At 34.8% G+C, this 20,963-nt stretch carries 19 protein-coding genes; 9 read left to right on the top strand and 10 right to left on the bottom strand.

All coding sequences use genetic code 11. From position 1 onward, the window contains the following. Positions 1-37 precede the first annotated feature (37 nt). Both BMY39_RS00740 and BMY39_RS00745 read right to left on the bottom strand, forming a co-directional pair. The gene (locus tag BMY39_RS00740; RefSeq protein ID WP_092574166.1) at positions 38-1,354 is read right to left on the bottom strand and encodes an HTTM domain-containing protein; all 1,317 of its coding nucleotides are present in this window, start codon (positions 1,352-1,354) and stop codon (positions 38-40) included. Next, positions 1,344-2,282: a bifunctional riboflavin kinase/FAD synthetase gene (locus BMY39_RS00745; RefSeq protein ID WP_092574168.1), complete on the bottom strand. Its 939-nt coding sequence runs from the start codon at positions 2,280-2,282 to the stop codon at positions 1,344-1,346. The genes BMY39_RS00740 and BMY39_RS00745 overlap by 11 nt, the downstream gene beginning before the upstream one ends. 70 nt (positions 2,283-2,352) lie before the next feature. On the opposite strand from BMY39_RS00745, the gene BMY39_RS00750 reads away from it, so the two are divergent. Continuing rightward, positions 2,353-4,998 (top strand): reprolysin-like metallopeptidase, encoded by a 2,646-nt coding sequence (locus BMY39_RS00750; protein WP_092574170.1) that lies wholly within the window; start codon positions 2,353-2,355, stop codon positions 4,996-4,998. A gap of 7 nt (positions 4,999-5,005) precedes the next feature. On the opposite strand, the gene pth is transcribed toward BMY39_RS00750, so the two are convergent. The 8 genes from pth to BMY39_RS00790 all read right to left on the bottom strand — a co-directional run bounded on the left by pth (position 5,006) and on the right by BMY39_RS00790 (position 12,361). Then, entirely contained in the window at positions 5,006-5,632 is a 627-nt protein-coding gene (gene pth, locus BMY39_RS00755; RefSeq protein WP_092574172.1) for an aminoacyl-tRNA hydrolase, read from the bottom strand. Between the two features lie 91 nt (positions 5,633-5,723). Then, a complete protein-coding gene (clpX, locus tag BMY39_RS00760; RefSeq protein WP_092574174.1) occupies positions 5,724-6,956 on the bottom strand; it encodes an ATP-dependent Clp protease ATP-binding subunit ClpX in 1,233 nt (410 codons plus the stop codon). Positions 6,957-7,027: 71 nt separating this feature from the next. Further along, on the bottom strand, positions 7,028-7,702 hold the full coding sequence (clpP, locus tag BMY39_RS00765; RefSeq protein WP_092574176.1) for an ATP-dependent Clp endopeptidase proteolytic subunit ClpP: 675 nt from the start codon (positions 7,700-7,702) through the stop codon (positions 7,028-7,030). Between the two features lie 177 nt (positions 7,703-7,879). Then, positions 7,880-9,208 (bottom strand): trigger factor, encoded by a 1,329-nt coding sequence (tig, locus tag BMY39_RS00770; protein WP_092574178.1) that lies wholly within the window; start codon positions 9,206-9,208, stop codon positions 7,880-7,882. A 129-nt stretch (positions 9,209-9,337) separates the two neighbouring features. Further along, on the bottom strand, positions 9,338-9,685 hold the full coding sequence (locus BMY39_RS00775) for a phage holin family protein (RefSeq protein ID WP_092574180.1): 348 nt from the start codon (positions 9,683-9,685) through the stop codon (positions 9,338-9,340). Positions 9,686-9,701: 16 nt separating this feature from the next. Further along, on the bottom strand, positions 9,702-10,805 hold the full coding sequence (locus tag BMY39_RS00780; RefSeq protein WP_143064724.1) for an energy transducer TonB: 1,104 nt from the start codon (positions 10,803-10,805) through the stop codon (positions 9,702-9,704). Between the two features lie 61 nt (positions 10,806-10,866). Next, complete coding sequence (locus tag BMY39_RS00785) at positions 10,867-11,640, bottom strand: alpha/beta fold hydrolase (RefSeq protein WP_092574182.1); 774 nt, start codon at positions 11,638-11,640, stop codon at positions 10,867-10,869. Positions 11,641-11,647: 7 nt separating this feature from the next. Further along, positions 11,648-12,361 carry a pyridoxine 5'-phosphate synthase gene (locus BMY39_RS00790; RefSeq protein WP_177176511.1) on the bottom strand — a complete coding sequence of 238 codons (714 nt, stop codon included), beginning with the start codon at positions 12,359-12,361 and terminating at the stop codon, positions 11,648-11,650. A gap of 89 nt (positions 12,362-12,450) precedes the next feature. Between BMY39_RS00790 and BMY39_RS00795 the strand changes: the two genes are divergently transcribed. The 8 genes from BMY39_RS00795 to murI all read left to right on the top strand — a co-directional run bounded on the left by BMY39_RS00795 (position 12,451) and on the right by murI (position 20,923). Continuing rightward, complete coding sequence (locus tag BMY39_RS00795) at positions 12,451-13,110, top strand: CBS domain-containing protein (protein WP_092574187.1); 660 nt, start codon at positions 12,451-12,453, stop codon at positions 13,108-13,110. A gap of 2 nt (positions 13,111-13,112) precedes the next feature. Beyond that, entirely contained in the window at positions 13,113-13,997 is an 885-nt protein-coding gene (locus tag BMY39_RS00800; protein ID WP_092574189.1) for an NAD kinase, read from the top strand. 326 nt (positions 13,998-14,323) lie between these two features. Next, positions 14,324-15,010, top strand: a complete 687-nt coding sequence (porG, locus tag BMY39_RS00805; RefSeq protein ID WP_092574193.1) for a type IX secretion system protein PorG — start codon at positions 14,324-14,326, stop codon at positions 15,008-15,010. Then, on the top strand, positions 15,010-15,750 hold the full coding sequence (locus BMY39_RS00810) for an isoprenyl transferase (protein WP_092574199.1): 741 nt from the start codon (positions 15,010-15,012) through the stop codon (positions 15,748-15,750). Before porG ends, BMY39_RS00810 begins: the two co-directional genes overlap by 1 nt. A gap of 10 nt (positions 15,751-15,760) precedes the next feature. Continuing rightward, positions 15,761-18,334 carry an outer membrane protein assembly factor BamA gene (gene bamA, locus BMY39_RS00815; RefSeq protein ID WP_245738115.1) on the top strand — a complete coding sequence of 858 codons (2,574 nt, stop codon included), beginning with the start codon at positions 15,761-15,763 and terminating at the stop codon, positions 18,332-18,334. Positions 18,335-18,512: 178 nt separating this feature from the next. Next, positions 18,513-19,535 carry an OmpH/Skp family outer membrane protein gene (locus BMY39_RS00820; RefSeq protein WP_092574205.1) on the top strand — a complete coding sequence of 341 codons (1,023 nt, stop codon included), beginning with the start codon at positions 18,513-18,515 and terminating at the stop codon, positions 19,533-19,535. Between the two features lie 35 nt (positions 19,536-19,570). Continuing rightward, on the top strand, positions 19,571-20,077 hold the full coding sequence (locus tag BMY39_RS00825; RefSeq protein WP_092574208.1) for an OmpH/Skp family outer membrane protein: 507 nt from the start codon (positions 19,571-19,573) through the stop codon (positions 20,075-20,077). 66 nt (positions 20,078-20,143) lie between these two features. Beyond that, on the top strand, positions 20,144-20,923 hold the full coding sequence (gene murI, locus BMY39_RS00830; RefSeq protein ID WP_092574210.1) for a glutamate racemase: 780 nt from the start codon (positions 20,144-20,146) through the stop codon (positions 20,921-20,923). Positions 20,924-20,963 lie beyond the last annotated feature (40 nt).

Consider the following 20,963-nt stretch of genomic DNA (forward strand, 5'->3'; position numbering starts at 1 on the left):
AAAATTTAAGCTGCAAATTTAAGAAATAGTCTATGATTTAATCTGTTTTTGAAGGTAAAATCCAGTGACTATGACTTAGGGGTTGCCATGGTGCACTTGCAATATCAACATCAGGATTAATAAGCCGTTTTAAAGGTTTACCGTTTACGCTTATCCTACAATCTACAAAAACTGCAACATCTTGCCCTTTTTCCTTAAACTCTTTTTTTAAATATTGAGCAAATTGCCAAATAACATCAGGTTTTGTACTCGCACTACGTTGCTGTTTTTTGGTTAGATAATCGTCTAAAAATATTGTGGTTTTTTTATTAGTTAGTTTATCTTTAACAGTATAGGTAATTGCCCCATGTTTTGCCCTAAGCATCATGCGCCATGAGAGACGATGCCCTTCTTCGGTCCACAATACATCATCCTTAAAAAAATGATGACGCAACGGCAAAACTATTTGCACCACAAAATATACTATAAATAATATTACGTAGGCATTTTTAAATTTTGGAAATTTCACTTCAGCTTTGTTATAAAACTCCCTTTTCTTCAAAAATATATTCCTGATAGTTTTTGGCGGAAAGAAAAACAAGTAAAACGCTAAAGCTAAATATGGAAAAATACCTATTTGAAATACAAAAGAATTAAACAAATGAAATCCTATGGAAACAATAAATGCCAATTTTCTAGTAGGCTTAAATAGCAGTAAGGGCACAATTAAACCATCAAAAAAAATACCACCCCAAGTAAGCACACTTTGCAGCCATTTTTGTTGCAACACATCCCCAATTAGGTAGTAATTTTTTTTACCATACATTAAAACCTCCATTACTGTACCCTCCAACCAATCAGGATATAATTTTGCAACAGACGCATAGGTATAAACTATAAAGAGTTGAATAATAAACACCCATTTGCACCAATTGGGCATTGCATTGGTTTGTATTTTAGGGTTTAATTTTGCATCTACAGACACATCTCGATGTGCTGGCATAAATACCATAATGGCACTGACCAACATTAACAAATAATAATGGTTGTTGTATGATGATTTTTGCATCAAGTAGCTCCCCGTCCATAAAAGCGTAAAGCCTATCATGCTAAAACGATATTTATAGCCCACCATAATAAGCAGACCAAAAATAGACATCGCACCATAATACAAATACATGCCCTCACCTTGAAAAACCTGTAACCATTCGAAACCAATAAATGTGAATGTGAATTTTGGCACTACTAAACTCTGTTTCAACCACCCCGTAAGTATGGCACCAAAAGATTCGAGAAAACATAGTAGACCAAAAAATACTCTAAAAACTACTAATTGTGAATTATCAATATGTCTAAACGCCCAATTATTCAGCATTGTAGTTGTTAATGAAATTCAATGAAAACAGCTTGTCCTTTTCCAATTGAGATTTTAAAGCTTCAACCGACTCAAACTTTTGCTCGTCACGGATGCGTTCTAAAACATCAATCTGAATGTTTTTGCCATAGATTGATGTTTCAAAATTGAAAAAATGCACTTCTATGGATTCGGTATCACCACTTACGGTTGGATTCATTCCAATGTTCATCATGCCGAAAACAGTCTTATTATCAATCATCGATTTCACCACGTAAGACCCTTGTTTGGGTATTAGTTTATAATTTTCTTCAATGTTGATATTAGCCGTTGGATAGTTTAATTGCTTTCCAATACCTTTACCTTTTATTATGGTTCCCGTGAGCATAAATGGATAGCCCAAATATCTGTTAGCTCGTTGAATATTACCCTCAGAAAGTGCCTGCCTTATTTTTGTAGAACTTACCGCTACATCATTAATATCTTGAGCTGATATTTCTTCCACTTCAAAACCAAATTCCTCTCCATATTTTATCAAATCATTTATATCTGCATTCCTGTTTCGCCCAAATCGATGATCGTAACCTATAATTACCTTTTTGGCGTTTAGTTTATCTACTAAAATTTGTTTTACAAATGTTTCAGCCGACAATCTAGAAAAGGCCTTGGTGAATTTTTTAACTAACAGATAGTCTAAACCTAATTTATCTAAAATCTCACTGCGCTCTTGTATAGTATTAATCAATTTTATACTTGAGTCTTTTTGTAAGACCATTCTTGGGTGCGGAAAAAATGTGAGTATTACAGATCTTAGCTTTTCTTGATGTCCTGAATCAATAAGGCGGTTTATAATTTTTTGATGTCCTACATGAACACCATCAAATGTTCCAATGGTTACAATTGTGGGCGATGAAGCTACATACTTTTCGATTTTTAATACCTTACCCATAGGCTTTTCAAGAATTGTTAATGTCGTTAAAATAAGCTAGATTTGTTTTTAAAAGACCCCCAGCATAGTTATGAAAACAAAACTACATTATGTTTTTACAACCGCCATATTTTTAACTGCTTTTTCAGTTTTTGCCCAAAACACCCTTTTTGTTAAAGTGCAACATCAACAAAAAGAAAATAGGTTGAAAAATACTTTTGAAAAGCATCTTACTTATCAATTTGATTATAATACCCTCCATAACGCTTTAATAAAAGCTTCAGAAGCTACCACTTCTAAAACCAGTACTACTACCATTAGTTTCCCAAACATTGATGGTGAATTTGAAAAATACAAGGTCATCGAATCTTCTATAATGCACCCCGACTTACAAGCCAAATATCCTGAAATCCGATCTTATATCGGCTATGGCATTGATAACCCTTCGGCCTACCTTCGGTTTAGCTTATCGCCTTACAAGGGGCTTTCCGGTATTATTTTGGGGAAGGAATACACCGAAGTTTTTGAGGCAAATACTGAAGAGACTACGCGTTTTACGGTAAAGCGAAAAGCGGATTTAGGCAAAATCGACAATTTTAGATGTAAGACTTTAGATGTTCTATCAGAAAACACAAATAAAAACACCATTTTAAAAGATGCAGATGATAGTATTCACAGGCTTTACACCTTAGCACTTTCAGTTACTGGCGAATACGCCAGTTTTCATGGTGGCACATTACCTCTCGTAAATGCCGCTTTGGCATCAACTTTAACCAATGTAAATGCCGTATTTGAAAACGATTTTAATGTAACGCTACAGCTTGCGGCAAATAACGATAATGTTATCTATTTTAATGCTGGCACTGACCCTTATTCTGGGTTCAACAATTATAATACCGAAGTTCAAAATACGCTTGATGCTCAAATTGGTGATGGCAATTATGACGTGGGACACCTACTTTCTGCGATTGGTTTTGATGGAAATGCAGGTTGTATAGGCTGCGTTTGTATTACTGGCTTAAAAGGTAGCGCCTATACTTCGGATAGTGCACCTGAGGGATTTAACTTTGATATTGATTTGGTGGCTCACGAATTGGGACATCAGTTTGGAGCTAACCATACATGGACACACGATGGCAATGAAGGTAGCAATGTACAGATGGAGCCTGGAAGTGGCACAACTATAATGGGGTATGCAGGAATTGCAGCTTCGGCAAATATCCAGTTAAATAGCGATCCTTATTTTCATGCTATTTCTATTGAGCAAGTTACCACTTATATAAAATCAACGAGTTGCGCTACAGAAACCAACACTGGAAACACTACACCGACAGCAGATGCGGGGCTTGACTTAACCTTACCTGTAGGAACAGCTTTTAAACTTGTTGGTACTGGAGCAGATAGCGATGGCGATAATATTACGTATTGTTGGGAGCAAATAAATGAGGATAATGCTTCAACTACTTATCCTAATCCTAATTCAGGTAATGATGATGCTGTTTTGGTTAGATCATTCTCTCCAACAGCTAGCCCTACACGGTATTTTCCAAATTTATCAGATTTGAGATTTGGTGTGAATGCTAATCAATGGGAGAAAGTCCCCAATGTTGGCAGAACTGCTGATTTTAGACTGACTGTTAGAGATAATAAACTTGGTGGTGCGAATAATACCCATGATGATATGCGTGTTACTTTCAATCCAAGTTTCGGGCCTTTTGAAATAACATCTCAAAATACTACTGGTATTTCTTGGTCTAGTGGCACCACAGAAACCATTACTTGGAATGTTAACAATACGAATACCCTTCCTGGAGCATCAAACGTAAATATTTTATTATCTACCGATGGAGGCGAAACTTATAACGAAATTGTGAGTAATATTCCTAATAATGGAAGCTACTCGCTTACTGTGCCAAATACACCATCACCAGAATGTAGATTGATGATTGAGCCTACAAACAACAACTTTTTTGCTATTAACGCTGAAGATTTTACCATAGATTTTGAAGTTACTACTACATGTACGCAATACAGTTCTCCTGCAAATTTGGGTATTAACATTACAGATAATAGCGGTACGTTTTCTCAAAGCCACTCCATTAACATAACCGATGCAACTACTGTGGAGGATATTAATATTGGCATGAATATAACGCATAGTTACATTGGCGATTTGGGTATTGCAATAGTAAGCCCCAATAACACCGAAGTGACACTAAAAACACAAAATGATTGCGACGCCGAGGAGGATATCATAGGAACTTTTGATGACGACGCTGTTGGTTTTAATTGTTTAAATGCTGCGGATAATATTGCTCAAAAATCCTTAAATGATTTATTGGAAACATTTGATGGCGAAAGCGTTAATGGAGATTGGACCATCCGTCTAGGTGATTTTGCTGCAGGAGACACTGGCATATTAAACTCTTGGTTTATTGAGGTTTGCCAAACCACTTATACATTATTAGAAATTAAGGAGTTTGCTTTTGAAGATATTAAAATATTTCCAAACCCTAATAACGGTGAATTTACTATAAAAGTAGATTCTATGCATACTAGAAAAGATATAAAAATTGAAGTTTTTGACGTACGAGGAAGACGTGTTTACAAACAAAAATTTAAGGAAACCTCAAGACTTGACGAAACCATAAATTTAAACCAATTACAGGCTGGAATGTATATTTTGTATTTGAGTGATGCAACTAGAACTTACGCACGAAGAATTGCTATTGAATAAACAATGTCTATTTTCCATTAAAGAGGTTCATTGTATTATTTACACCTGCTAGCGCAAATGATTTTATCAACTCTACCGATTTATCTAGGCGTTCAGGAAGGTTTTCTGTTTCAATCGCTGTCCATTCCCCTAAAACATAATCTACTTGCCTACCTTTACCAAACGCATCGCTTATACCAAACCTAAACCGATTATATTTTGTGGTGTTTAATTTGTCTTGAATATCCTTTAAACCATTATGTCCGCCATCACTTCCTTTGGTTTTTAGTCGAATACTCCCAAACGGCAGGTTTAAATCGTCCGCAATTATCAAAAGGTTTTCTATTGGTATTTTTTCCTTAGTAAGCCAATAGCCAACCGCTTTTCCGCTAAGGTTCATAAAGGTATTGGGTTTTAAAAAAATAAAGGTTCTTCCTTTTAATTTATAAGTAGCTATATCCCCAAGTTTTTGCGTTTCAAAAGTGACACCTTCTTTCTCAGCAAAAAAATCTAATATCTTAAACCCAATATTATGACGTGTGTTTGCATACTTTTCTCCAATATTTCCTAAGCCTACAATTAAAAACTTTTTCATGGGGTCTTGATCTTCTTCAGATTCTTTCGGTTTAAACCAATTCAACAAAAACCTAAACATCACTTTTTTTTAAAACACAAATATATACAAACAAAAAATCCCACTAAAATATGTTTAGTGGGATTGATTTATAATACTTAACATATAAAAGCTAGGACACAGCCTTTAACTTTTTAAGTGTTGTCTTGGTTAATTTATCCTCGGCATAACTTTTCGTTACGTTTAATGATTTATCAGTGCTGCTAGGTAATTCAAACATTGCATCTGTTAGAATTTCTTCGCACAAAGAACGCAATCCACGAGCACCAAGTTTGTACTCAATGGCTTTATCTACTATAAAATTAAGTGCACCATCAGTAATACTGAATTCAATATCGTCCATAGCAAACAACTTTTTATATTGCTTGATAATGGCATTCTTTGGCTCTGTTAAAATTGCTCTTAAGGTTTTTGAATCCAATGGATCCATATGCGTTAAAACAGGTAATCTACCGATAATTTCAGGAATTAATCCAAAATCTTTTAAATCTTTCGGAATGATGTATTGTAAAAGGTTACTTTGATCAACAATCTCATCAGACATTGATGCTGCATACCCAACGGCTTTCATATTTAAACGCTTGGAAATCACACGCTCAATACCATCAAAAGCACCGCCCGCTATAAACAGAATATTTTCGGTATTTACCTCGATAAATTTTTGGTCTGGATGTTTTCTTCCTCCCTTTGGTGGTACGTTAACCACAGTGCCTTCCAATAATTTTAATAAAGCTTGCTGAACGCCTTCACCAGATACATCTCTAGTAATGGAAGGGTTATCGCTTTTTCTCGCGATTTTATCTATTTCATCTATAAATACAATACCCTTTTCAGCCTTCTCTAGATTATAATCTGCCGCTTGTAGCAAACGTGTTAAAATACTCTCTACATCTTCACCCACGTAGCCTGCTTCTGTAAGTACGGTAGCATCTACAATAGCCAAAGGAACGTTTAACATTCTGGCTATAGTTTTGGCCATTAAGGTTTTACCCGTACCTGTTTGCCCTACCATAATGATATTACTTTTTTGAATCTCAATATCATCGTTTGTAGGCGGTTGCAATAAGCGTTTGTAGTGATTATAAACCGCAACGGACATTACCTTTTTAGTCATCTCTTGACCAATAATATACTCGTCTAGAAATCCCTTTATTTGTTGTGGTTTTCTGAGCTTTAACTCAGCAGATAAATCATTAGTGTCGTTTTGCTTAGATTCTTCAACAACTATACCATGTGCTTGTTCTATGCACCTATCACAAATATGTGCATCTAAACCTGCAATTAATAAGTTGGTTTCTGGCTTTTTTCGGCCACAAAACGAACATTCTAATTCTTCTTTTGCCATTAATCAGTTAATTTTGAGAGATGTAATTCAATTTACAATATCTATTAGGACTTGTAAAAGTACGATTTTTTTTAGTTTCTGGCTAATATCTCGTCTATCATACCATATTCTTTAGCCTTATCGGCTTTCATCCAATAATCTCTATCGCTATCTTCATACACTTTGTCGTAGTCTTGACCAGAATGCTTACTAATAATTCTGTAAAGTTCTTCTTTAAGTGTTAGAATCTCTTTTGCAGTAATCTCAATATCACTTGCTTGACCTTGCGCACCACCCATCGGTTGGTGAATCATTACTCTAGAGTGGGTTAAACCACTACGCTTCCCTTTTTGACCAGCACATAACAAAACCGCACCCATAGAAGCCGCCATACCAGTACAGATTGTAGCAACGTCGGGCTTTATAAATTGCATAGTATCGTAAATTCCTAAACCGGCATACACACTTCCTCCTGGTGAGTTGATATAAATTTGAATATCTTTTGATGCATCAACACTTTCCAGAAATAGTAATTGTGCTTGAATAATATTTGCTACTTGGTCGTTAATTCCCGTACCTAGGAATATGATACGATCCATCATTAAACGAGAAAATACGTCGAAAATAGCAATATTCATTTGTCGCTCTTCAATAATATTTGGCGTTAAATTCGTAGGGTACATACTGCTTATGATTTTATTATAATATGTACTGCTTATTCCTTGATCCTTAATTGCGAATTTTTCAAATTCTTTGGCGTAATCCATAATTGGGCTTATCGTTTTAATTTTAAGATTTTTGTTAAAAAATATCCCGCAAAAAAAGCGGGATTAGTTTAACTACAATTGTGGTGAATTTTGAGATTTTCCAAAATTGAGTTTAACTAAAAATGCGCTTGAACCTTTAAAGGTTCAAGCGCATAAATATAATGAATTATTATTTGATTATTTGTCGCCGTAAACTTCTTTAACAAACTTTTCGTAACTCAATTCTTTAACCTTTAAGTTTGCTTTTTCTTTATACAATCCAATTAGTTTCTGACTAATTAATTGCTCAGAAATTCTACGTGCTTCCTCTTGATTTCCAAGAACTCTGGCAGCAATACCTTCAAGTTCCTCATCAGAAGGATTCATTTGCCCAAATTGTGCCATTTGTGCCTTAATCATTTCTTTGGCATGTCCTTTAATGTCTTCAATAGTAACTTGTATATCATTATCTTGAATAAGTTTGCCTTCTATAAGTTGGTAACGCAAACTCTTTTCAGACTTTTCATATTCTTCTTTTGCTTGTTCTGCATCCATTTCAGTTTCTCCAGCAGTTTGCATCCACTTCGTTAAAAACTCCGCTGGTAAATCGAAATTGGTACTCTCAACTAAATATTCCGTAACATCGTTAAGCAGTTTTTGGTCCGATTGCTGTTTAAATTGTTTCTCGGCATCTTCTTTTATTTTTGCTTTTAACTCCGTAACAGAAGTTACGTCTTTAGCAGGGAATAGTTTATCAAACAATTCTTGATCTAAATCTGCCAGCTCTCTTTTGTTTATTTCAGTAATGGTAAATTTTACCTCAATATCTAATCCATGAGTATCGTCATGACTAACTTTTAAAGCATGCATTAAATCATGATCATCCTCGTACAAGCCTTTTGTTTTTAAGGTAATAACATCACCTACTTTTGCCCCAATAAATTTCTTTTCTGCAGCCTTTCCTTTAAACTTATCTAAAGTAAGCGTTACGGTATTGTCAATTTCCTTTTCTTCGTTTTTGTATGTACCAGTAACTTCACTATCCTTTTCAACAGTGTCTTGAGAAACCAATTTCCCATATTGCTTTTGAATGCGCTCTATTTGCTCATCAATCATCTTATCGTCAGCAATAATGTTATAGTGGGTAATTGTTTTTTTACCTTTTAGCTTTACTTCAAATTCTGGTGCTAAACCTAATTCAAATTCAAAAGAAAACGCATCTGCATCCCAGTCTATCTCGTCTTGAGGTTTAGGTAGCGGTTGTCCCAGCACATCCAGTTTTTCTTCAGTAAGATATTTGTTTAAGGCATCTTGCAACAGCTTATTTACCTCATCAACTAATACAGCTTTACCATATTGCTTTTTAACCATGCCCATAGGTACGTGTCCTTTTCTAAACCCAGGAATATTGGCTGTTTTACGGTAATCTGTTAAGATTTTCTCTACTTTATCGCTATAATCTTCTTTAGCGATATCTACTTTTACTACCGCGTTTAACGCATCTAAGTTTTCTCTTGTAATATTCATTTTTAATACTGTAAGCCTAAAAGGCGTTTAATAAATAGGGTATGGCCCTAATTCTTTTAACCAAAATTGGGCTGCAAAATTAGTATATTTTTACATCCCAACAAAGTTTTTAATGTACTGAATTTCAGACTATTTTTTATCTTCTTGTAAAAGTGAGTGCAGTATAGATTGTAGTATGGACAATAGCACGCTGAAAATAAGTGCCCACCAAAAATTGGCTACTGCAAAGCCATCTATTAATTTATCTGCCAATAGGATTATTACAGCATTAATAACCAAAAGGAAAAGGCCAAGTGTTAGTATAGTTGCAGGTAATGTAAAAATTACCAGAATTGGCTTTACAAACAAATTTAAAACAGAAAGGACTATGGCAACTATTAATGCGCCAACGTAACCATCTACGTTTACGCCAGATAATAGGTATGCTAAAATAAAAACAGCTAGTGCGTTTAACAAGAGTTTAATAATGAGTTTCATAGGAAAATAATTTAAATTAGTTTTTACGTTTTTCTTGAACAGCGAAGACAATAGGCAAGGAATAAGGAACCACAACCGGTTTACCTAGTTGCATACCTGGCTTCATTTTTGGAAGTAATTTTACAACTCTTATCGCTTCGATTTCTAATAATGGATGAGGTGCTCTGGATTTTGCATCGATAACCTTTCCTTGTTTGTCTATTTTAAATATTACGTTTACGCGCTGCCTCCCTTCTAAACCCAAATTAGCAGCCATCTCAGTATTAAATGATTTTGCTACATGTTCTGAAATAGACTTTGAAAGACATTTCTTTTGGTTCTTAAACCCAAGAACATTTTCACACCCTGGGTAAATTGGTATTCTTTCATTGAATCCATCAGGGACCAAGGTAGGCTCAAGATTAGTGTTTGAATTATTCAAAAGCACTCCATTCTTAAATTTTACATCATCCAAATTACTTCCATCAGAGCTATATTCTGTCCACTTACCATGCAATTTCCCATCTGAGTATTTTCCCTCCCATTTTAATTTACCATTTGTATCATAGCGTTTTTCTAATCCATGTATTTTATCTTTTTTATTTTCTCCTTCTACCTTTATGTTTTGGTTTTTGTAAAATTGAGTATATCTTCCTTGTTTGTAATTATCAACATATGCCACCTCCCATTCTAATTCACCTGTTTCGTAGTACTTCTTCCAAATTCCAGATAACTCTTTGTCTACGTATTGCCCCTCTGATTTTAAATTTCCATTTATAAAATACTCTCTTGCATATCCCCCATCAACCTTCTTCTCGAAATGTAATTTCCCGGTGTCAAAGTATTTCTTGAAAACTTTATCGCCATTAATTAAAGTTCGCTCCGTTTTTACAATGCCACTTTTAAAAAACGATTTCCTCTCGGTATCCATCTTTCCATCAGTGTAACTGTAAGTCATTTTTAATTCTCCTGTTTCATAAAAATCTTGCCAATCACCAACTTTCTTGTTGTCTTCATAGTGTCCAGAAGTTTTTACCTGACCATTTTCAAAATATTTCACAAAGGGACCATCTTCAATTATTTTTTGAGAAAAACTGTAAAGCGTAGAACACAGTAATAAAAATATAAATGAATACCGCATATTTGAACAATTTGCTATTGCTAATATAGCCTTTATTTGTAGATTTTAATTTTTAAAAAAACTATAGAAACTCAATCACAGCCTCAAAAAAAGCTTTTGGATTCTCTGCATGCAACCAATGTCCAGCATTTGGAATGGTTACAATGTTAACATTTGAAAAATGATTTTTTATGATACGTTCGTCCTCTGGACCAATATATTCTGAACGATCACCACGCAGGAATAGTGTCTCTTTTCCAAACCTTGCATAACTTGGTAACGCTTCACCAACTTCTGCAACTTCCTTTTGCAATACCTCTAAGTTAATGCGTAATCCCAATTTGCCCTTTTCTACCCAATAGAGGTTTTTTAATAAAAATTGACGTGTACCAAAATCTGACACATACTCACTTAAGGCTTTATCAGCTTCACCTCTACTTTTTATCACATCAAAGTCTAATGCGCTCAATCCGTTTAAAATAGTATCATGATGCACGGGATAAAACCTTGGAGAAATATCAGCGATTAGTAATTTTGAAACCATCTCTGGATATTCTGTAGCGAATAACATTGCTGTTTTTCCACCCATAGAATGCCCTAATAGGATAATGTCTTCTAAATTTTTGACTTCACAATAGTTTTTTAAATCTTCTGCGAGTACTTCATAGCTAAAATCATTATCATGAAAACTATGCCCGTGATTTCGCTGATCTACCAAATGCACTTCATAACCTAGTTGCGCTAAATTCTTGCCATGGGTTTTCCAATTATCGCCCATACCTAAAAACCCGTGCAATATTACAAATGGTTTGCCTTCTCCTGTAATGTTTGAATGTAGAATATTTTTATCGCCCATAAAGTTCCTAATTCAACTTTTGCAAATACATCTGTATCACATTTTCTATACCTAAATACAAACTTTCAGCTATCAAAGCGTGCCCAATAGATACTTCTAAAAGATTTGGAATGTTCTCCTTAAAGAACTGTATATTATCCAAAGACAAGTCATGGCCTGCATTAATACCTAAATCCAATTCGTTCGCCAATATGGCACTCTCGGTATAAGGTAGTATGCCATCTTTATTTCCCAAACTATATTGATGGGCAAAACCTTCTGTGTACAACTCTATTCTATCTGTTCCTGTAGCTTTCGCGCCTTCAATTTGTTTTAAAACCGGATCAACAAAAATTGATGTTCTAATGCCATTGCTTTGAAATTCTTTAATGACATCAATTAAAAAATCTTTATGTCGTATGGTATCCCAACCTGCATTGCTTGTAATCGCATCTTCAGCATCTGGCACTAAGGTAACCTGCGTAGGTCTCACTTCTAAAACCAAATCCATAAATGATGTAATCGGTTTGCCCTCAATATTGTACTCCGTATAAACTTCCGGTTTTAAATCTCTGGCATCTTTATAACGGATATGGCGCTCGTCTGGTCGTGGATGAATGGTAACACCCTCTGCACCAAAACGCTGAACATCTTTAGCAAATTGCACCACATTTGGCACGTCGCCACCACGAGAGTTTCTTAAGGTTGCTATCTTGTTAATATTTACACTTAACTTTGTCATCAAATATATTTTAAAGTGCAAAAATACAAACTAGAACAGGCACAAGTAGCTTTTTTTTGATTAATTTGCAGAGTAATATATGGCATCTTATGAAACTTCAGGAATTTATAATTAACGACATTAAACCGTTAAGTAGTAACGGTAAAGTACGTGAATTGCAAGAACTTTTCAATCAGCTCACTTATTCGCACATTCCTATTATGGATGAGAATGGGATCTTTGCAGGAACTTTTTTTGAAACTGACGTTCACTGTTTTGATGGCGAAAAATTAATAAGCGATTACTTGTACAGTCTTGAAGACTTTTATGTTCGGGAAAACACCATGTGGCTTGATGTTTTAGAGGCTTTCGCCCAAAACTCCGCCAATATTATGCCTGTTTTAAATGAGAAAGGAGATTATATTGGCTATTACGAGCTTAATGACGTTATAGGATTGTTTAATGAATCGCCTTTTTTCTTCGAAGCTGGTGGTGTACTGGTGGTTGAAAAAGGCATTAACGACTATTCATTTAGCGAAATAAGTCAAATTGTAGAATCAAATAATGGAAAACTGCTAGGTGCCTTTATTTCTAAAATAAAAAACGATATTGTACAGGTTACCTTAAAAATTGGAAACACCAGTCTGAATGACATTATTCAAACGTTTAGGAGATATAGCTACAATATTGCTTCTGGGCATGAAGAAGACAGTTTTACCCAGAATTTAAAAGAACGGTCGGATTATTTGAAAAAATATTTAAATATTTAATTATGAAGTTAGCCGTTTTTGGCCGTTTTAATAATAAATACACACTTACATCTGTAGATACGCTTTTAAATTATGTAGCTAAGAAAAATGTAGATGTGCTTATAGAAGCTGAGTTTTCTGAACTTATTAAATCGGTTTCTACAAAACGAGAATTTTACAATACGTTTGAGACTTTTGATAAGCTAGATGAATCTTTTGATTTGCTGGTAAGCATAGGTGGCGATGGCACTATTTTAAGAGCCATAACCTTTGTGATGGATTTGGACATTCCAATAGTTGGTATTAATACCGGGCGACTTGGTTTTTTAGCAACCATTCAAGTTGAAGACATAAAGAAAGCCGTACAAAACATAATAGATGGCAAATACAGGATTTCAGAGCGGAGTTTACTTACCATAGAAACAACACCTGAAAACAGCGACATTACCAACTTAAATTTTGCACTAAACGAAATTGCCGTTAGTAGAAAGAATACCACTTCAATGATTACTGTGGAAACATTGCTTGATGGGCAATACTTAACATCATATTGGAGTGATGGTTTAATCGTATCGACACCAACAGGCTCTACCGGATATTCATTAAGTTGTGGTGGACCCGTAATAACTCCTGGAGCTAATAGTTTTGTGTTAACACCTATTGCACCGCATAATTTAAGTGCAAGACCTTTAGTTATACCCGATTCTACCGAAATACAATTAAAGGTAAATGGCCGTGAAGAACAGCATCTGGTATCTTTAGACTCTAGAATTGCCACGTTAAATAACGGCACTATCATAAAAATTAAAAAAGCCGACTTTAAAATTAAAATGATTGATTTGTTAGATGAAAGCTTTTTAAAAACACTGCGTAAAAAAATGCTTTGGGGTGAAGATAAACGTAATTAAAAAAGCCCCTCCTAACCTCCCCAAAGGGGAGGAACTAAATACTTTCGAACTTTTATATTAGATGCACAAAAAACAAGATTACATAAAAACTGTGTTAAACACAGAACTTAGCGGATGAAACCGCGTTAGGGATTGAACGGCATGTTTGAGCTCTCCCGCCTAAGCGGGAAGCGAGTAGTGAAAGCCCGACCTGAAAGGGAACGCCCAAAATGTATTACTAATAATTAAACAATAATTCCTTATAAAATCTGTTTTACGTTCATACTATTCAATACAAATTGCAATAGGCTCATCTTATTTATTATATTTGCAAACTTTAAATAGCTATGCGGCACGTAAACCTATTAATAATTAGCTTGTTAACGCTACAACTTAGTTTCTCTCAAATCAATGAAATTGGTATATTTGCGGGTGGTAGTAATTTTATCGGCGATGTTGGCGCTACAGATTACATATCACCTAATCAAGCCGCTATAGGAGCCATCTATAAATGGAACCGAAGTACAAGGCATTCTTATAGAATCTCGATGATTTTCTCTGAATTAGAAGGCGTAGATTTAAATTCGGACGACCCAAGACGTCAGCAACGCGGCTATAGCTTTAACAATAGTATTTTTGAGATTTCAGCTGGTATGGAATTTACATTTATGGACTTTAATTTACATAACCGTAAACCTGTAGCAACGCCATACCTTTATACTGGTATTAGTGTGGTTAGACACGATAACTATTTCTTTTTAAATGATGTTTTATCATCTGAAAACAGTAAAAGTTGGGCATTTGGTATTCCTATGGCATTGGGGTTTAAAATGCGATTTATTGATAATTTTATTTTAGGCTTAGAAGTTGGCGCTCGTTATACGTTCTCAGATAATCTTGATGGTAGCAACCCCAGTGATGGTTCTAGACAACAGTTTCGCTTTGGAAATATAAACAATAATGATTGGTACACCTTTAGTGGAATAACACTAACTTACACCTTTGGAGAAAACCCCTGCTATTGCGTTAATTAATGAGCCTTAAAAACAACATATTACTAGAAGCTTTACCCAAACACATAGCCATAATTATGGACGGCAATGGGCGTTGGGCGAAACAAAAAGGTATGATGCGGGCTTTTGGGCATGAAAATGGGACAAAATCGGTTAGACAAGTTGTAGAGGCCTCTGCTGAATTAGGTATTGAAAATTTAACGCTTTATGCGTTTTCTACCGAGAACTGGAACCGCCCAAAACTTGAGGTAAAAACATTAATGAAATTGCTGATTTCATCTTTAAAAAAGGAAATTAAAACACTACAGGATAATACCATAAAACTTTCTGCCATAGGCAACCTCAACCTATTACCAGCAAAGGTTCACAAAGAACTTCATGAGGTAATGGATGCGACGAAAGACAATTCGAGAATGACTCTTACTTTGGCGCTTAGCTATGGCTCTAGAGAAGAATTAGTAAACACTGTTAAAGAAATTAGTAATAAAGTTAAAAATAACATAATTTCGCCCGATTCTATTGATGAATCAATTATAAATAAGCATCTTTACACGCAAAATTTACCAGACGTAGACTTACTTATTAGAACAAGTGGCGAACAACGTATTAGTAATTTTTTGCTTTGGCAAATAGCTTATGCCGAATTGTATTTTACCGATACCCTTTGGCCAGATTTCACAAAAGAAGATTTGTATAAAGCTATTATAGAATATCAAAAAAGAGAAAGACGATTTGGGAAAACAAGTGAACAACTTAGCTAATACATTTCTATTGAAAACCCTCCTAAAACAATATATCACCATTCTATTTATTGCATTTGGCTTTGCTCTTCAAGCACAGGATATTGCATACGAAAATGGTAAAAAGTATATTATAGGCGGCGTTTCGGTTTCAGGAAACACGAGCTTTAATGAGCAAACCGTTGTAGCATACTCTGGCCTTCGGAAAGGTAACGAAATTACCATCCCAGGAGAAGATATTGCAAACGCCATTAAAAAACTATGGGGCTCTAAACTCTTTAGTGATATCGAAATTTACCTAAAAAATGTAGAAGGTAAAAACGCCTTTTTGGAAATTCGATTATCTGATTTACCTCAATTATTAGACGTAAAAGTTACCGGGGTTAAAAAAAGTAAAATTGAAGGCATTATAAACGACAATAAGCTAAAAAAAGGCGTTAAGGTTACCGAAAACCTTAGAACAACTACAAAAAACTTTCTAGAAAAAAACTATAGGAAGAAAGGGTTCTATAATGCCAAAGTAAACATCAATACTATTGAAGTTAAAGATACCCTTGATAAAGCTAAAGTAAACATGGTTGTTGCTATAGACAAAGGTGAAAAAGTAAAAATTAAAGACATTATTTTTGAAGGCGATTCTGCTTTAAAAGAAAAGGTGCTTAGAAAAGCAATGAAGAGCACGAAAAAAATTAATCGTCTTCGCATTTTAAAACGATCTAAGTTTATAGATTCTGCTTATCAGGCAGATTTAGCAAGTGTAATAGATAAATATGCAGAAAATGGCTATCGTGATGCCCGTATTCTTTCGGACAGTATTATTGTAAATGATGACAAAACTATATCCATCAAAATTGAATTAGAAGAAGGCGACCTCTATAAGTTTGGAAAAATTAGTTTCATAGGAAATACGGTTTACTCTGACGAACAATTAGACAGATACATTAGAATAAAAGAAGGCGACACCTATAACGGCGTAATGCTTCAAAAGCGTATTCAAGACAACACAAAACCAGACGGCGATGATATTGCCAACCTTTACCAGAATAATGGCTATTTGTTCTCATCTATAAATCCTGTAGAGGTAAGTGCTGAAGACAATGTAATTGATTTAGAAATTAGGATATCTGAAGGTAAACCTGCTTATTTTAATAATGTTTCCGTAGTTGGCAATGACAAAACCAACGACCATGTTATTTACAGGGAATTACGAACACGCCCGGGTGAATTATATAGTAAAGCAGCAGTAGTACAAACCGTAAGGGAATTGGGACAACTAGGCTTTTTTGATGCTCAAGAAATAGCTCCCGATTTTAAAAACCCTAATCCTAATGAAGGAACAATTGACATGGAATTCTCTGTAAAAGAAACCGGATCCAGCCAAATTGAACTACAAGGTGGTTATGGAGGTGGTGGTTTTATTGGTACACTTGGATTATCCTTTAATAATTTTTCCATGAAAGGCATATTCGATAAAGACGCCTACAAACCTGTACCAATGGGAGATGGTCAAAAACTAGCTTTACGTTTGCAAGCCAGCCGTTTTTTCCAAACCTATAGTTTCTCGTTTTCTGAGCCTTGGTTAGGCGGTAAGCGTCCGGTACAATTTTCGGCCTCAATATCGCACACAAAACAGTTTTTATTTAACCGATTTAACGGACGTGCCGATAGAAGTAGAAGTTTTAACATTACAGGTATCACTCTTGGTTTAGCAAAGCGATTGACTGTACCAGACAACTATTTCACGCTATCACAAGCATTAAGTTATCAGGTTTACGATTTAAACAATTACAACACAGGCCTGTTTACTTTTGGTGATGGTAGCTCCAAAAATTTATCATATACCGTAGGGTTAACAAGAAATAACACAAGAATAGACCCTATTTATCCAACTGGAGGTTCAAACTTTTCCGTTACTGCAAAATTATCTCCGCCATGGTCGTTGTTTGATGGTGTAGATTACGAAGCGTTAATTAATGAACGAAATGATAATCAAGACGTTTTAAGAGATCCGGCAAGTACCGACGCGGAAAGAATCTCTGCCAATGACAGGATTAGTGAAATAGATCAAGAACGCTTTAACTGGCTTGAATTTTATAAAATTAATTTTAAAGCAGACTGGTATACTGAATTAACTAAAGATTTAGTGTTAAGGCCTAGTCTTGAATTCGGGTTTCTAGGAGCTTACAACAACGATAGAGGGGTAATTCCTTTTGAACGTTATTTTGTTGGAGGTGATGGCTTAGGGAATTTTGCCTTAGATGGACGACAAGTAGTGCAATTAAGAGGTTACCCCAACCAGTCCTTATCCTCTCAAGACGGTGGAAGTATTTACAATAAGTTTTCTTTAGAATTAAGATATCCCATTACGTTAAAAGCTTCTGCTAAAATTTATGCGTTGGGCTTTTTAGAAGGAGGTGATTCTTATAATAGCTTTAGAGATTTCGACCCATTCAACATTAAAAGATCTGCAGGTTTAGGTGTAAGAATCTTTATGCCAGCCTTTGGTTTATTGGGTATAGATTTTGGTCATGGTTTCGACCCTGTGCCAGGACAAACAGGAAAAAGTGGATGGCAAACCCACTTTATAATTGGACAGCAATTTTAGTAAAAATTTTATTTTGGCACGATATTTTCTAATAACCTTTTGATGATTTGAATGAGAATTAAAATTTTTAAGATTAAATTTCGTTAATTTTGAAGATACGATTCAAAAGAGTGGCAGGAAATATAAATCATCTGTCGTTTTTAGAATTTATAATACCATAAATTAAACTATAACACAGATGCAAAAAAACGTTCTTTTTTTATTGACATTAGTAGTTATGCTAAGCGTTTCTGTTCATGCACAAAGAGGTGTGCGAATTGCATATATTGATACAGAGTATATCCTAGAAAATGTGCCTGAATACCAAGACGCCATGGTGCAATTAGATGAAAAAGCGCAAAAGTGGAAAAACGAAATTCAAGCAAAACTTTCGGATATTGCTCAAAAACGCAAAGACTTAAGCAATGAAAAGGTATTATTGACCAATGAACTAATTCAAGAGCGCGAAGAAGATATTATGTTTGAGGAAAAGGAAATCCTAGATTACCAACAAAAGCGTTTTGGTCCTAATGGTGATTTAATGATTCAGCAGAAACAGTTAATGCAACCCATACAAGACCAAATTTTTGCGGCAGTTCAAGATATGGCAACTAGTAGAAAGTACGATTTTATTTTTGATAAATCCGCTGATGTAGTGATGTTGTATTCTGCAGAACGCTTTGATATTAGCGAACAGGTGTTGAGAGCCATAACAAGATCTTCTAAACGAAGACAGGCTCAAACCAAAGCAGAGCGTAAAGCTGCCGAAGCCGAAGAAACAGTTCCTGATATTAATGAAGAACAAGAAGCAAGAGAAAAAGCTTTAGAAGAGAAAAAAGAAGCAAGGGAAAGCGCCGTTGAAAAACGCAGGCAAGAAATATTAGCAGCAAGAGAAGCTAAGAAAAAAGAAGCCGAAGCAAGACGCCAAAAAATATTAGAGGAACGCGAAAAAGCAAAACAAGAAAAATTAGAAGCCCGAAATAAGTCAACCGCAAATAATACAGAGAACGAAGCTACTAAAGATGAGAGCGCTTCAAAAAGTGATACCACAGAAAAGAAGACAAGAGAAGAACTTATTGAAGAGAATAGAAAAAAGAAATTAGCTGATAGAGAAGCTCGAAAAAAGGCTTTAGAAGAAAAGAAAAAGAAAATATTGGAAGACCGAAAAAAGGCTCTAGAAGAAAATAAAAAAGAAAGAGACAGTATAAACAACAGTAAATAAATTTAAAATTATAACACATTAATACTAATTTGAAAATGAAACATTTAAAATCAATTTTATTCGCAACTGCTTTATGTATAGGTATGGCTAGTTTTGTTGGGGCGCAAAGCAAAATTGCACATATAAACACCCAAGAATTAATAAAGGCAATGCCTGAGATGAAGGAAGCGCAAAACCAATTAGAAACACTTTCTAAAACCTATCAAACTGAGCTACAAAGCTTAGGAGCAGAATTTCAAAAGAAAGTAGAACTTTATGACAAAGAAGCTGCTACAAAAACTAAGGAAGAAAACACAAACCGTGCTAAAGAGGTACAAACTATGGAGCAAAGTATCCGAGAGTACCAAGCTAAAGCACAACAGGATTTACAGAAAAAAGAGTTTGATTTATTAAAACCTATTACCGAAAAGGCAAAAGCTAAAATTTTAGAAGTAGCAAGAGCGCAAGGTTTTGATTATGTTTTAGACTCTTCACAAGGTGTAACTATTATGGCAGATGGTAAGGATTTGCTAGAAGATGTAAAAAAATCTTTAGGAATTTAATCTACCCACATAAATAACTTACTTAAAGCTGCTTTTAACGAAGCAGCTTTTTTATTTTTGTTTATCATGAGCGATAAATCTATTGGCATTTTCGATTCTGGTGTTGGTGGCACTTCTATTTGGAAAGAGATTCACCAACTCCTTCCTAATGAACATACTATATATCTTGCCGATAGTATCAACGCTCCTTATGGCACAAAAGGAACTAAGAAAATTACTGAACTTAGTGTAAAAAACACAGAATTTTTACTAAAAAAAGACTGTAAACTTATTGTCGTGGCATGCAATACAGCAACTACAAATGCCATTGATTATTTACGTAAAACCTTTGATGTACCTTTTATTGGCATTGAACCAGCCATCAAACCTGCTGCATTGAATACTAAAACTAATGCTGTTGGAATTTTGGCAACTAAGGGTACGTTATCTAGCGCACTGTTTTCTAAAACCTCTGGTCGTTTTGCAAGTAACATAAAGCTTATAGAACGCGAAGGCACTGGCATTGTTGAACTTATTGAAAGCGGAAAATTAAGATCTGATGAGATGAGAACCCTATTACATCAATATTTAGAACCCATGCTAAAAGCGCATATTGATTATTTGGTTTTAGGCTGTACACATTACCCTTATCTTATTCCAATACTTTTAGAGCTATTACCTAATCATGTAAAAATTATTGATTCTGGTGAAGCAGTAGCGCGCCAAACAAAAGCAATTTTGGAGAAAAATAATTTATTGAATACTGCAAAAGTTAATCCTAAACTCGAGTTTTATACGAATGGAAGTGTAGAAGTGATGCAATCGCTTTTGGGTAATTCTTTAGATATAGATTATCTAAAATTTTAATTTTGACCTAATTTGCGTTAAGGATTGAGGCATTTGTTGA

Source organism: Hyunsoonleella jejuensis (genome assembly GCF_900111025.1).
GTDB lineage: Bacteria > Bacteroidota > Bacteroidia > Flavobacteriales > Flavobacteriaceae > Jejuia > Jejuia jejuensis.

Coding starts and splice junctions, on each gene's coding strand:
- BMY39_RS00740 (WP_092574166.1), bottom strand. CDS start 1,354: ATGCTGAATAATTGGGCGTTTAGACATATTGATAATTCACAATTAGTA.
- BMY39_RS00745 (WP_092574168.1), bottom strand. CDS start 2,282: ATGGGTAAGGTATTAAAAATCGAAAAGTATGTAGCTTCATCGCCCACA.
- BMY39_RS00750 (WP_092574170.1), top strand. CDS start 2,353: ATGAAAACAAAACTACATTATGTTTTTACAACCGCCATATTTTTAACT.
- pth (WP_092574172.1), bottom strand. CDS start 5,632: ATGTTTAGGTTTTTGTTGAATTGGTTTAAACCGAAAGAATCTGAAGAA.
- clpX (WP_092574174.1), bottom strand. CDS start 6,956: ATGGCAAAAGAAGAATTAGAATGTTCGTTTTGTGGCCGAAAAAAGCCA.
- clpP (WP_092574176.1), bottom strand. CDS start 7,702: ATGGATTACGCCAAAGAATTTGAAAAATTCGCAATTAAGGATCAAGGA.
- tig (WP_092574178.1), bottom strand. CDS start 9,208: ATGAATATTACAAGAGAAAACTTAGATGCGTTAAACGCGGTAGTAAAA.
- BMY39_RS00775 (WP_092574180.1), bottom strand. CDS start 9,685: ATGAAACTCATTATTAAACTCTTGTTAAACGCACTAGCTGTTTTTATT.
- BMY39_RS00780 (WP_143064724.1), bottom strand. CDS start 10,805: ATGCGGTATTCATTTATATTTTTATTACTGTGTTCTACGCTTTACAGT.
- BMY39_RS00785 (WP_092574182.1), bottom strand. CDS start 11,640: ATGGGCGATAAAAATATTCTACATTCAAACATTACAGGAGAAGGCAAA.
- BMY39_RS00790 (WP_177176511.1), bottom strand. CDS start 12,361: ATGACAAAGTTAAGTGTAAATATTAACAAGATAGCAACCTTAAGAAAC.
- BMY39_RS00795 (WP_092574187.1), top strand. CDS start 12,451: ATGAAACTTCAGGAATTTATAATTAACGACATTAAACCGTTAAGTAGT.
- BMY39_RS00800 (WP_092574189.1), top strand. CDS start 13,113: ATGAAGTTAGCCGTTTTTGGCCGTTTTAATAATAAATACACACTTACA.
- porG (WP_092574193.1), top strand. CDS start 14,324: ATGCGGCACGTAAACCTATTAATAATTAGCTTGTTAACGCTACAACTT.
- BMY39_RS00810 (WP_092574199.1), top strand. CDS start 15,010: ATGAGCCTTAAAAACAACATATTACTAGAAGCTTTACCCAAACACATA.
- BMY39_RS00820 (WP_092574205.1), top strand. CDS start 18,513: ATGCAAAAAAACGTTCTTTTTTTATTGACATTAGTAGTTATGCTAAGC.
- BMY39_RS00825 (WP_092574208.1), top strand. CDS start 19,571: ATGAAACATTTAAAATCAATTTTATTCGCAACTGCTTTATGTATAGGT.
- murI (WP_092574210.1), top strand. CDS start 20,144: ATGAGCGATAAATCTATTGGCATTTTCGATTCTGGTGTTGGTGGCACT.